The sequence below is a fragment of the Pseudoduganella sp. jia 9 genome (genome assembly GCF_055502615.1).
In genome coordinates, this window is sequence record NZ_JBUPWE010000003.1 from 90,185 (window position 1) to 102,554 (window position 12,370).

Consider the following 12,370-nt stretch of genomic DNA (forward strand, 5'->3'; position numbering starts at 1 on the left):
AAAGATCATGGCATTACAATCTTTGGACATCAAACGGATCTCGGCCACCACGGTGCAGCCGCCCGCTGCCCGCGAGCCGATCACCGGTACGGTCGCCAAGCTGATCGACGTATCGAAATGCATCGGCTGCAAGGCCTGCCAGACGGCGTGCTCGGAGTGGAACGACCTGCGGGATGAAGTGGGTGAAACCACCGGCGTGTACGACAACCCGACCGACCTGACGCCGCAATCGTGGACCGTAATGCGCTTCGCGGAACACGAGAACGAACAGGGCAACCTGGAGTGGCTGATCCGCAAGGACGGCTGCATGCACTGCGAGGAACCGGGCTGCCTGAAAGCCTGCCCGGCGCCTGGCGCGATCGTGCAGTACACCAACGGCATCGTCGACTTCCACGAAGAGAACTGCATCGGCTGCGGCTACTGCGTGACGGGCTGCCCGTTCGACGTGCCGCGCATCTCGAAGAAGGACAACCGCGCGTACAAGTGCACGCTGTGCTCGGACCGCGTGGCCGTGGGCCAGGAACCTGCCTGCGTGAAAACCTGCCCGACCGGTGCGATCGTCTTCGGCACGAAGGAAGACATGAAGACGCATGCGGCCGAGCGGATCGAGGACCTGAAGTCGCGCGGCTACGAGAACGCCGGCCTGTACGACCCGGCCGGCGTGGGCGGCACGCACGTGATGTATGTGCTGCACCACGCCGACCGTCCGGCGCTGTACAGCGGCCTGCGTAACAATCCTTCCATCAGCCCCGTCGTGGGCGCATGGAAGGGCCTGACGAAGCCGCTGGCCCTGGCCGGCATGGCGGCGGCGGCGCTGGCCGGCTTCTTCCACTACACCCGCGTCGGACCGAACGAGGTCAGCCGCAAGGAAGAAGAGGAAGCACTGCACGACGCGAAACGCATAGCGGAGGAACGTCATGAGCCACGATGAGATCCGGAAGCACGATGACACCCTGAAGGACAAGGAAGGCTACCCGCTGATCGAGCGGTACAAGCCGAACGAACGCACCAACCACTGGATCACGGCGATTTCGTTCGTGCTGCTGGCGGTCTCCGGCCTCGCCCTGTTCCATCCGGCGATGTCGTGGATGGCGGTGTTCCTCGGCGGCGGCCAGTGGACGCGGATCCTGCATCCGTTCATCGGCATCGTGATGTTCGTGTCGTTCCTGGTGCTGGTGCTGCGCTTCTGGCACCACAACTTCCTGGACGCCTCGGACCGCCAGTGGCTGAAGCAATTCGACGACGTGCTGGCCAACCGCGAGGAGAAACTGCCCCGCATCGGCAAGTACAACGCCGGCCAGAAGCTGCTGTTCTGGGTGCTGATCGTGTCGATGGTCGGCCTGCTGCTGACCGGCATCGTCATGTGGCGCGCCTGGTTCTCGCACCTGTTCGCGATCGACGTGATCCGCGTGGCCTCGCTGCTGCATGCGTTCTTCGCGTCCGTGATCATCGTCTCGATCATCGTGCACGTGTACGCCGGCTTCTGGATCAAGGGTTCGATGGGCGCCATGATCCGCGGCACCGTCACCTACGGCTGGGCACGCAAGCATCACCAGCGCTGGTTCGAGGACGAAATGCGCAAGCGCAACCGCTGAAGTCGGGCGGAAACTGCGCGTTTCATGCGATTCGTCTAAAATTGGCCGGGCCCACGTGGCCCGGCTTTTTTATTTCCTCAAAAACAGGGTCTGACCCTGTTTTTGAGGAAATAACTGTGTGAATTTGGAGTTATCTTGGTACAGCGACTGCTAGAACCGGGCGAGATCGAATCGCTCGACCATACCGCCATCCCCCGCCTGCTGCTGCCGCGGCCGGGCGAACTGTACACGGCGCGTGCCGAACGGCTGCGCCAGCTGGCGCAGAACAACATCAAGGGCATTCCCGTCGATGAAGCGCTGGCCAGCTACGTCAAAGTGATGGCCGAACTCGTACAGGCGCAGGCCGATGTCGTGAAGACCCTGCTGCCGGCAGGCGTGCCGCTGCCGCCGCAGGAGGAAATGCGCGTCGCGCACGAGCACAACATGCCGCCGCTGCCGGTCACCGGCAAGCGCCCGGACGGGTGGCGCACGGTATTCACCGCCATCCTCGACAGGCTGGAGGCGAAAGCCGCCGGCCAGCCGCAGCTGGCGGCCGCCCTCGCCGCCCTGCGCGCGCTGGACGAAGCGCAGCTGGAAGGCGCGGCCGACGCCGTGCTGGGCGAATTCGCCGAAGGCATCGATCCCGCCCAGGCGCCGTTCGTGGCGGCCGCGCTGCAGGTCACCTGGAGCGTGATGGCCGCGCAGCTCGACGAGCGCTGGGCCCAGCCGCTCGTCACCGGCACGCTGTGCCCGGTGTGCGGCTCGCACCCGGTGGCCAGCGTGATCCGCATCGGCGGCCAGTCGCAGGGTTATCGCTACCTGCATTGCGCGGTCTGCGCCAGCGAATGGCACATGGTGCGCGTGAAGTGCTCGTGCTGTGAAGCCAATGCGAAAGTGGCATACCAGGGCCTGACCGACGCCGATGCCGACCCGGTCGCCGAGAACGTGGCGGCGGCCAGGGAAGGCAAGATGCTGAACAAGGCCAACGACCCGACCCGCGTGGCGCGCGCCGAAACGTGCGACGAGTGCCATTCGTACCGCAAGATCTTCAACCAGGAACACGACTACAACGTCGACCCGCTGGCCGACGATCTCGCCAGCCTGGTGCTGGACATGCTGGTGTCCGAGCTGGGCTATGCACGGGCCAGCGGCAACCCGCTGCTGCGGCTGGGCGCCGCGGAATGACAGCGGCGGCACAGGGCAAGGAGCAGGCGCCGCCGGCGCAAGACGGAAACCCGGCAGCGTCGGTGCCTCACCTCAGGCTGCCGGCCGTCCACCTGCTGCTCGCCGCACCCGCCTGCCAGCCACTGCTGGCCGAATACGGCCGAGAACAGACTGTCGACGCGCTGCGCGGCCTGCTGGCCGGCCTGCGCGGCACGCTGCTGGCGGGCGGGGCCGCCGATACGTCGGAGGCCGCCGTGCTGGCCGCGCTGCGGGACAGGCTCGCCGCGGCCAACCGCCCGGCGATGCGCCGGCTGTTCAACCTGACGGGCACGGTGCTGCACACGAACCTGGGCCGCGCCCTGTTGCCGGATGTGGCCGTGCAGGCGGTGGCCGATGCGCTGCGCTGGCCGATGAACCTGGAATGGGACCTCGACACGGGCAAGCGGGGCGACCGCGATTCGCTGGTCGAGGAACATCTGCTGAAACTGACGGGCGCCGAAGCCGTCACGATCGTCAACAACAACGCCGCCGCCGTGCTGCTGATGCTCAATACGCTCGCCAGCGGCCGCGAGGTCATCGTGTCGCGCGGCGAACTGGTGGAGATCGGCGGCGCCTTCCGCATCCCGGACGTGATGACGCGCGCCGGCGCCACGCTGCGCGAAGTCGGCGCGACCAACCGCACGCACCTGAAGGATTACGCGGAAGCCGTCGATGCGCAGACTGCGCTGCTGATGAAGGTCCACACCAGCAATTATGCGATCACCGGTTTCACGAAAGAGGTGACGCTGCCGGAGCTGGCGCCGCTGGCCCGCGAACGCGGCGTCCCGGTAGCGGTGGACCTGGGCAGCGGTACCCTGGTCGACCTGGAAAAATACGGCCTGCCGCACGAGACGACGGTGCGCGAAACCATCGAAGGCGGCGCCGACCTGGTGACCTTCAGCGGCGACAAGCTGCTGGGCGGCCCGCAGTGCGGCATCATCGCCGGCCGCAGGGACCTGGTGGCCGCCATCAAGAAAAATCCGCTGAAGCGCGCGCTGCGCGTCGGCAAGCTGACGCTGGCCGCGCTGGAACCGGTGCTGGCGCTGTACCACGCGCCGGACCTGCTGCCCGAGCGGCTGACGACGCTGCGCCTGCTGACCCGCCCCGCCAGCGCAATGCGCGCGCTGGCCGAACGGCTGCAGGCGCCCTTGCAGCGCGCGCTGGGCGACGCCTACGCCGTCGGCGCGCAAGCCATGACGAGCCAGATCGGCAGTGGCGCCCTGCCCGTCGACGTGCTGCCCAGCTTCGGCCTCGCCGTGCGCCCCGTACCCGTGCCGGGAAGCGCCGCCACGCGCGGCAATCCACTGGGCGTGCTGGAACGCCGGCTGCGCGCACTGCCGGTGCCGGTCATCGGCCGCATCGCCAGCGATACACTGTGGCTCGACCTGCGCTGCCTGGAAGAAGCCCATGCCGCGGAATTCGAACGGCAACTGAAGGACCTGGAATCCACATGATCGTCGGTACCGCCGGCCATATCGACCATGGCAAGACCACGCTGACACGCGCGCTGACGGGCGTCGATACCGACCGCCTGAAGGAGGAAAAGGCGCGCGGCATCTCGATCGAGCTGGGTTACGCCTACCTGCCGCTGGCCGATGGCGAGATCCTCGGCGTGATCGACGTGCCGGGCCACGAGAAATTCATCCGCACGATGGCATCGGGCGTGACCGGCATCGACCATGCGCTGCTGGTGGTTGCCGCCGACGACGGCATCATGCCGCAGACCGTCGAGCATCTGGCCATCCTGCGGCTGTTGGGCGTGCGCCGCGGCGCCGTGGCGCTGACCAAGACCGACCGCGCCGACGCGGCACGCATCGCCGCCGTCGAGGCGGACATTGCCGCGCTGCTGGCCGATACGCCGTTCGCCGGCGCCCCCGTGTTCCGTACCGCCGCCACGCTGCCGGGCGACCCCGGCGTGGCAGCCCTGCTGGCCTACCTGACGGAAGCGGCACGCACGCTGCCGGCGCTTGACGACCGGCGCCTGTTCCGGCTCGGCGTCGACCGGGTGTTTACCCTGTCCGGCCAGGGCACGGTGGTCACCGGCACGGCGCTGTCCGGCCGGGTGGCCGTCGGCGACACGGTGGTGCTGGCACCCGGCGGCCAGAGCGCGCGCGTGCGCGGCCTGCACGCGCAAAGCCGCAGCGCCGTCCAGGGCCATGCCGGGCAGCGCCTCGCGCTGAACCTGGCCGGGGTGGCGAAGGAAGACATCGAACGGGGCACGTGGATCGTCGCTCCGCCATTGCAGGCCTGCGGCGAACGGATCGATGCGCAGCTGACGCTGGCCACGGGAATTCTCAAGGCGTGGTCGCCGGTGCACGTGCACCTGGGTGCCGCGCACCATACGGCCAACGTGGTGCCGCTCGACGCCGACGCCGTGCAACCGGGACGGCCGTCCCGCGTGCAGCTGGTGTTCGACGTGCCGGTGCATGCGGTGCCCGGCGACCGCTTCGTGGTGCGCAACGCCCAGGCGACGCAGACGATCGGCGGCGGCACGGTGCTCGACCCGTTCGGCGCCGCGCGCAAGCGCCGCAGTCCGGCGCGGCTGGCATGGCTCGATGCGCTGCAGGCCTGGGTCGACAGCGGCGACGTGGCGGCGCTGCTGGCGCAAAGCCCGCTCGGCGTGCGCGCCGCCATGCTGACCCGGCTGACGCAATTGCCGGCCGATGCGATCGCGCTGCCGGCCGGCTGCCTGCGCTTGCCGCTGCCCGGCGGCGAGGACCTGTGGATCGCCGAACCGGCGCTGGCACGGCTGGAGCGCTCGGTACTCGACGCGCTGGCCGCCTTCCACGCCAGGCAGCCGGATGAAGCGGGGCCCGAACTGTGGCGCCTGAAACGGATGGCGCAGCCCGACGCAGAGGACGCCTTGTGGCCGGCGCTGGTGGCGCGCATGCTGGCCGCCGGCACGCTTGCGCAGCGCGGCCACAGCCTGCACCTGCCGGGCCACAGCGTGGCGCTGACGCGGGAAGAGGAAACGCTGGCCGCGCCGTTGCTCGCCGCCCTGGAACGGGGCCGCTTCGATCCGCCGTGGGTGCGCGACCTGGCGCGGGAATACCGCGTACCCGAAGACGAAGTGCGGCGCCTGCTGCGCAAGCTGGCGCGGGCCGGACAGTTGTCGCAGGTAGTGCCCGACCTGTTCTACCATCCGCGCGCGCTGGCCGAGATGGCGCGCATCGTCGCCACGCTGGCCGATGCGCAGGCGGCCACGTTCCGCGATGCGACGAACCTGGGCCGCAAGCGCGCGATCCAGGTGTTGGAATATTTCGACCGTGTCGGCTATACTCGCCGCGTCCGCAACAGCCACCTGGTGCGGCCCAACGCAAGCTGGCCCGACCCGACATGACAGTCGCGGCCGGGCACGCGGCACTGTTTTCCCTGGAAGGCATTCTCATCCGGTGATGGGGCCGGGCTTCAAACCCGGTGAGGGGCGTCAGCCGTTCCTCTGTAAGTTCGACTCTTTCTGCCTTCCGCCATCCTTCTTCGCGATCGCAACCCGCCGCGCGCCTCCGCCGCCGGTTGCCCGCCGAGGGTTGCCAGTTGTAACGGCGGTTGACTGGCCGATGCTGTTTTGGCATGTTGTCCGCACCCCCGACAACCTGCGAGGCTTCCCATGAAATCGCCGCTCCACCTCGTTCTACCGCTCGGCATCGTCCTGCTGCTGGCGGCCTGCGGTTCCGGTACCGTCCACCAGGAAACCGTATCCGGGCAAGCCGCGCCGGACGCTGCCGCGCCTAAGCTCTCGCCGCCTCCCCCGGCACCACCGGCCGCGCCGGTCCCTGCGGTCGTGGCCCACGGCAGCGCCCAGCGCCTGGCCATGCCGATGCACGCTCCACACTTCCGTGCCCCCTACCTGCCGCCGGTCATCGTGCCGCAAAGCGCGAACAAATTCCCCGGCAAGCACGCCAACAAGGCCGTGCTGGTCAGCGAGCAGCCGGTATCCACGTTCAGCGCCGATGTCGACACCGCCTCGTATGCGTTCGTGCGGCGCCTGCTGTCCGCCGGCACGCTGCCGCCGCCGGACGCAGTGCGGGTGGAGGAAATGGTCAATTACTTCCCGTACCGCTACAGCGCGCCCCGCGACCCGGCACGGCCGTTCGCGATCGGCACCGACGTCGTGCCGAGCCCGTGGCAGGCCGGCAACCAGCTGGTCCACATCGCCGTGCGCGGCTACGACATCGCCGCCGCCGCCCGGCCGCGCGCCAACGTTGTGCTGCTGGTCGACGTGTCGGGCTCGATGATGCCGGCCGACCGATTGCCGCTGCTGCAGCAGGCGTTCGGCCTGTTCGCCCAGCAGCTGCGCGACGGCGACAGCCTGGCCATCGTCACCTATGCCAACGGCACGCAGGTGGGGCTGGAACCCACGCCCGGCAAGGAAAAGGGCAAGATCGCCGACGCCATTGCCGCGCTGAAGGGAGGCGGCGGTACCGCCGGGGGGGCGGGACTGCAGCGCGCCTATGACCTGGCCGCGCGCAACTTCGATCCGAAGGCCGTGAACCGCGTGATCCTGGCCACCGACGGCGACTTCAACCTCGGCATGACCGACCCGCGGCAGCTGGAACGCTTCATCGCGGACAAACGCAAGAGCGGTGTCTACCTGTCGATCCTCGGCGTGGGCGAAGGCAACCTGAACGACGCGCTGATGCAGCGCCTGGCCCAGGCCGGCAACGGCAACGCCGCCTACATCGACTCGCTGCTGGAAGCGCGCAAAGCGCTGGGCGAGGAGCTCGGCTCGACCATGTTCCCGATCGCCAACGACGTCAAGCTGCAGGTCGAGTTCAACCCGGCACGGGTCGCGGCCTATCGCCTGGTCGGCTATGAAACGCGGATGCTGGAGCGCCAGGACTTCAAGGATGACAAGGTGGACGCCGGCGATATCGGCGCCGGCCACACGGTGACGGCGATCTACGAGATCACGCCGGCCGGCGCGGCGGCCGCACTGGTCGATCCGCCGCGCTACGCGGGCAACAAGGCCGCGAAAGCAACAGCGGCGGCAGGGCAAGGCGGAAGCGAGCTGTGCTTCGTCAAGCTGCGCTACAAGCTGCCGGGCGAGACGGCCAGTCGGCAGATCGAGCACGCGGTGCCTGCCACGGGCCGCGCCAGCCATGCCGCCGCGCCGGACGACCAGCGTTTCGCCATTGCCGTCGCCGCGTTCGGGCAGAAGCTGCGCGGCGAGCCGCAACTGGCCGGCATGGGGTATGCGGACATCGCCGCGCTGGCCAGCGGCGCGCGCGGCGACGACCCGGAAGGCTACCGCGCCGAATTCGTGAAACTGGTGCGGATGGCCGAGGCCCTCGACAAAGTGGGGATCGCGGCCCAGCCGTAGCCGGGTGCCCCGGGCTGCCACCGGGATTGCGGGGACGGCTCGAGTCGGGCGGCTTGGGGCAACCGGATTTGCGAGGCCCGGCCTACTTCTGGCCGCTCTTCGGCGCCTCGTCGAGCGCGCGACGCTCGACCGGATTCACATAGGCCTCCGACGGCTTGATCTCCATCGCGCCTTCCGCGCCACGGTCGCCATTGCCGGCACCGATGCCGCTGGTGGCCGTGGCGCTGGAACCGGCGCCGACCCGGTCGCCGGTCATCGCGCTACCGGTCCCGCCGGTCGTCGAGCCGCCGCTGGTCTCGGCCTTGCCGGCGGGCTGCCGCGCCGTTTGCGCATTGCGCGCCTGGCCGGCGTTCTTGTCCGGCTGCTTGCTGGTATTGCGGTGCGCCGTTGCCGTCCTGCCCGGCGTGGCTTCGGTGGCGGCCTTGTTGTCCGACTGGGTCTGCGGCGGATTAGCCATGTTGCTGACGGAATGGCTCTGCGCCGACGCGGCGCCCGTGAATGCCAGTGCGGCGACTGCCGCGAGCAGGTGGATGTGCATGATGTTCTCCCTCGGGCCGATGGCCCTGCAATGCTCCGGCCAGATGCCGGAATGACAAGTCCATTCTGCCACTCTGCTCAGCAGTAGGTTGTAGGACACGACCGCGTGCGCCGGTCGGCCTGCGCCGCAAGCACCGGCCTTGCTCAGCCGGCAGGCGCGCATGGATGCGGCAGCGGCGCACCGCCGGGCACGGGTGTCCGGGCCACGTGGTTCAGCGGCAGCCAGCGGTAGCCGTCGACGCCATCGACCACGTGGCCGAGTCCCGGGAACGAAATGTGGGCCGCCGCCACGCAGTCGCCGCGCCGGGCCGCCGCGGCGAACCATTCGCGGCGATGCGCCGCGGCCTGCGCCGCATCGCTGTCGTACTTCACCGTCACGCCGGGGTCGGGAAACTGCACGGGCGCGACATGCACGGTATCGCCCCACGCCAGCAGCCGCTCGCCATCGCTCTCGACCAGGTAAGCCGTATGGCCCGGCGTGTGGCCCGGCGACGCCACCGCGGTAATCCCCTCTTCCAGCCGGCCGGCGCCATCGAAGGGCCTGAAGCGCCCCGCCGCGATGTACGGCTTCAGCGACGCCATCGCACCGTCGAACATGCCGTGCAGGAAGGCCGGAGCCTTGTCCTGCTCGGCGGTGCTGAGCCAGTACGCCGCGTCGCGCCCGTCGACGCGCACCACGGCATTCGGGAACGCGGCGGCGCTGCCCAGCGCTACGCCGCCCACGTGATCGGCATGCAGGTGGGTCAGCAGCACTTCGTCCACCTGTTCCGGTGCGTAGCCGGCGGAGCGCAGGTTGCCCAGCAGGTGGCCGCCATCCGCGCCGTACAGCGCGCCGGCGCCGCTGTCGATCAACACCAGCTTCGTGCCGGTATTGACGAGGAACGCGTTGATCGACCCTTCCACCGGCGCCTTCAGGTACGCGGCCGCCAGCAATCGGTCCGCCAGGCCGGGATCGGCCTTGTCCAGACTCGCGGTGCCGCGCGTGAGCACCTCGTGGGCGGGGAACGGATGGGTACCGTCGAGCAGCGCCGTCACTTCGTAGCGGCCCAGGGCGATGCGGTACCAGCCGGGTGCCTGCGCCGCCGCGAACGGAGCGGCGGCATGCACCTGGACGGCGGTGGCGGCGGCCAGCAGTCCGCCGAGGGCACACAGGGCAAAGGCCCGGGACAGGTTGGACATGACGGCTCCTTGGCAATGGTGGGAGGCGCAGTGTGCGCCACCGCGCGCCGTCCGATAACCCCCTGCCGTGGCGCCCTCTTCTCTCCCTTAGTGCAGTGGCCCGGAAATGGCCGGGCGAAGACAATGCAAGTCATCGCAAACACTGCGCAACCACGTTCGGAAAGGAACATCATGACCGCTCAACGCACCATCAACACCGTGACCACCCGCGACGGGACCATCATCCGCTATACCGACTGGGGCGACGGCCCGGCCGTGGTATTCAGCCACGGCTGGCCGCTGCAGGGCGACGCCTGGGAAGACCAGATGATGTTCCTGGCCGAGCATGGCTACCGCGTGATCGCCCACGACCGCCGCGGCCACGGCCTCTCCAGCAAGCCATGGCACGGCAACGACATGGACCACTACGCCGACGACCTGGCGGCCGTGATCGAGGCACTCGACCTGCAGGGCGCGACTCTGGTCGGCCACTCGACTGGCGGCGGCGAAGTCGCCCGCTACATCGGCCGCCACGGCACCGGCCGCGTCAAGGGCGCCGTGCTGGTGGGCGCCGTCACGCCGCGCATGCTGGTGGGCCCGGACAATCCGGCAGGCGTGCCGATGGAGGTGTTCGACGGCATCCGCGCCGGCGTGAAAGCCGACCGCGCGCAGTTCTTCAAGGACCTGACCACGCCGTTCTACGGCTTCAACCGCGACGGTGCCAAGGACTCCCAAGGCATGCGCGACACGTTCTGGCTGCAGGGCATGCAGTGCAGCATCCGCGCCGCCTACGCGTGCATCAAGCAATTCTCCGAGACCGATTTCACCGAAGACCTGAAGAAGATGACGATCCCGACGCTGGTAATCCACGGCAGCGACGACCAGATCGTGCCGATCGCCGCCACCGCGCGCCGCGCCGCCGAGATCCTGCCGCAAGGCCGCCTGGAAGTGTACGAAGGCGCGCCGCACGGCCTGCCGTCCACCCACAAGGACCGCCTGAACGCGGACCTGCTGGCCTTCCTGCGTTCCTGATGCGGGCCACTCCCAGCGACCTGTTCCTCGGCATCTGCCTCGGCGGCCTGGCCGGCTATGTCGACACGGCCGGCTTCGTCGCGCTGTACGGGCTGTTCACGGCGCACGTGACGGGGAACTTCGTGCTGATCGGTGCCACGCTGACGCATCCTTCGCATACGACCCTGCTGCTGAAGTGCCTGGCCTTCCCCGCCTTCGGCGCGGGGGTGGTGGCCACCCGGCTGCTGGGCAACCGGTGCGAGCGGCGCGGCGTGGTGCCGATCCGGCCCATGCTGTCGATGCAGCTGGTGCTGCTGGTCGCCTTCATGGCGACGGCGCTGCTGGCGATGCCGATCGTGAGCCCGGATGCGCCGCTTGTGCTTCTCACCGGCATGCTCGGCGCCGCGGCGATGGGTGTACACAATGCCGCCGGCAAGCTGCAGTTCTCCCGCATCGCGCCGACCACGGTCATGACCGGCAACGTGACCGAACTGCTGATCGACATGACCGACCTGGCCACCGGCCATGCCACCCCGGCCGCGAAGGAAAAATTCATCCGCTTCGTGTGGCCCGTGCTGGCATTCGCGGTCGGCTGCATCGCCGGCGGCGCGGGCTACGTGCATTTCGGCTTCTGGTGCCTGCTGCTGCCGATCGCCGCCGTGGCGTTCCTGATGGTCCTGCCATGGCCGGAGGCGAAGCCGGCGCACGTCTGAACCATGTTTTTCGAACGGGAAGAGCCGCGGCGGTCGCCGCGGCTTTTATTCCTGCGGCGGTCGCCGCGGCTTTTTTATTCCTGCGGCGGTCGCCGCGGCTTTTTTATTCCTGCGGCGGTCGCCGCGGCTTTTTTCACTCCTGCGCCACGTTGCGCTCCACCCGCGGGTCAGGCCGGATCCACACCAGCGCCAGCCCGACGTAGAACGCCGCGCCCACCAGCGGCTGCCACAGCGACAGCGGCACGCCCACAGCGTACAGCACGATCGACACCCATCCCTTGGTATCGCGGCCGATAGCATGGGCCAGCGCCGACTGCGGGCCGTGCAGCCGCACCAGGCTGCGCACCAGCAGGTCGTAGGCAATGGCGCTCATCAGCAGCACCACGCCGTACAGCGCCATCGGCCACGCGGCCATGTGCTGCTCGCCCAGCCAGTTGGTCATGAACGGCACCAGCGACAGCCAGAACAGCAGATGCAGGTTGGCCCACAGCACCCGGCCGTCGACCTTGCGCGCCAGCTGCAGCAAGTGGTGGTGGTTGTTCCAGTACAGGCCCACGTAGACGAAACTGAGCACGTAGCTGAAGAACAGCGGCCAAAGCGGCAGCAGCGCCTCGAGCGTGGGCTCGTGCGGCACCTTCAGCTCGAGCACCATGATCGTGATGATGATGGCGATGACGCCGTCGCTGAAGGCTTCCAGCCGGCCCTTGCCCATCTCTTTGCCCCCGGTTGCCGCCGCGATTTCCGGGTGGTCTTGTTTGCTTCCTTCCTGCATGCTTCCTCCTGTGGTTCGGGCAATCATCTTAGTGCCCCGCGCCGCGCCATCACATCGCCCTGAAGGCAGAGCTCTCGCAACC

11 protein-coding genes and 1 tRNA gene are annotated in these 12,370 nt (G+C 68.9%); 9 read left to right on the forward strand and 3 right to left on the reverse strand.

All coding sequences use genetic code 11. The annotated features are described in order from the left end of the window. The first annotated feature begins 7 nt into the window (after positions 1 to 7). The 7 genes from fdxH (at position 8) to ACY34H_RS03700 (ending at position 8,097) form a co-directional block, all read left to right on the forward strand. Positions 8 to 931 (forward strand): formate dehydrogenase subunit beta, encoded by a 924-nt coding sequence (gene fdxH / locus ACY34H_RS03670; RefSeq protein WP_464976135.1) that lies wholly within the window; start codon positions 8 to 10, stop codon positions 929 to 931. Next, complete coding sequence (locus tag ACY34H_RS03675; RefSeq protein ID WP_464976136.1) at positions 918 to 1,595, forward strand: formate dehydrogenase subunit gamma; 678 nt, start codon at positions 918 to 920, stop codon at positions 1,593 to 1,595. Before fdxH ends, ACY34H_RS03675 begins: the two co-directional genes overlap by 14 nt. A gap of 135 nt (positions 1,596 to 1,730) precedes the next feature. Next, entirely contained in the window at positions 1,731 to 2,759 is a 1,029-nt protein-coding gene (fdhE, locus tag ACY34H_RS03680; protein WP_464976137.1) for a formate dehydrogenase accessory protein FdhE, read from the forward strand. Beyond that, on the forward strand, positions 2,756 to 4,231 hold the full coding sequence (gene selA, locus ACY34H_RS03685; RefSeq protein WP_464976138.1) for an L-seryl-tRNA(Sec) selenium transferase: 1,476 nt from the start codon (positions 2,756 to 2,758) through the stop codon (positions 4,229 to 4,231). Before fdhE ends, selA begins: the two co-directional genes overlap by 4 nt. Next, the gene (selB, locus tag ACY34H_RS03690; RefSeq protein WP_464976139.1) at positions 4,228 to 6,117 is read left to right on the forward strand and encodes a selenocysteine-specific translation elongation factor; all 1,890 of its coding nucleotides are present in this window, start codon (positions 4,228 to 4,230) and stop codon (positions 6,115 to 6,117) included. Before selA ends, selB begins: the two co-directional genes overlap by 4 nt. A gap of 34 nt (positions 6,118 to 6,151) precedes the next feature. Further along, a tRNA-Sec gene (locus ACY34H_RS03695) sits at positions 6,152 to 6,247 on the forward strand. A gap of 137 nt (positions 6,248 to 6,384) precedes the next feature. Continuing rightward, complete coding sequence (locus ACY34H_RS03700; protein WP_464976140.1) at positions 6,385 to 8,097, forward strand: vWA domain-containing protein; 1,713 nt, start codon at positions 6,385 to 6,387, stop codon at positions 8,095 to 8,097. An 82-nt stretch (positions 8,098 to 8,179) separates the two neighbouring features. Here ACY34H_RS03700 and ACY34H_RS03705 read toward each other — a convergent pair whose 3' ends face one another. After that, positions 8,180 to 8,635, reverse strand: coding sequence for a hypothetical protein (locus ACY34H_RS03705; protein ID WP_464976141.1), 456 nt, complete (start codon positions 8,633 to 8,635; stop codon positions 8,180 to 8,182). A gap of 143 nt (positions 8,636 to 8,778) precedes the next feature. Then, entirely contained in the window at positions 8,779 to 9,813 is a 1,035-nt protein-coding gene (locus ACY34H_RS03710) for an MBL fold metallo-hydrolase (RefSeq protein ID WP_464976142.1), read from the reverse strand. Between the two features lie 189 nt (positions 9,814 to 10,002). On the opposite strand from ACY34H_RS03710, the gene ACY34H_RS03715 reads away from it, so the two are divergent. Further along, a complete protein-coding gene (locus tag ACY34H_RS03715) occupies positions 10,003 to 10,824 on the forward strand; it encodes an alpha/beta fold hydrolase (RefSeq protein WP_464976371.1) in 822 nt (273 codons plus the stop codon). After that, positions 10,824 to 11,516: a YoaK family protein gene (locus ACY34H_RS03720; RefSeq protein ID WP_464976143.1), complete on the forward strand. Its 693-nt coding sequence runs from the start codon at positions 10,824 to 10,826 to the stop codon at positions 11,514 to 11,516. Before ACY34H_RS03715 ends, ACY34H_RS03720 begins: the two co-directional genes overlap by 1 nt. A 133-nt stretch (positions 11,517 to 11,649) precedes the next feature. Here ACY34H_RS03720 and ACY34H_RS03725 read toward each other — a convergent pair whose 3' ends face one another. Next, complete coding sequence (locus tag ACY34H_RS03725; protein ID WP_464976372.1) at positions 11,650 to 12,228, reverse strand: TMEM175 family protein; 579 nt, start codon at positions 12,226 to 12,228, stop codon at positions 11,650 to 11,652. Between the last annotated feature and the right edge of the window lie 142 nt (positions 12,229 to 12,370).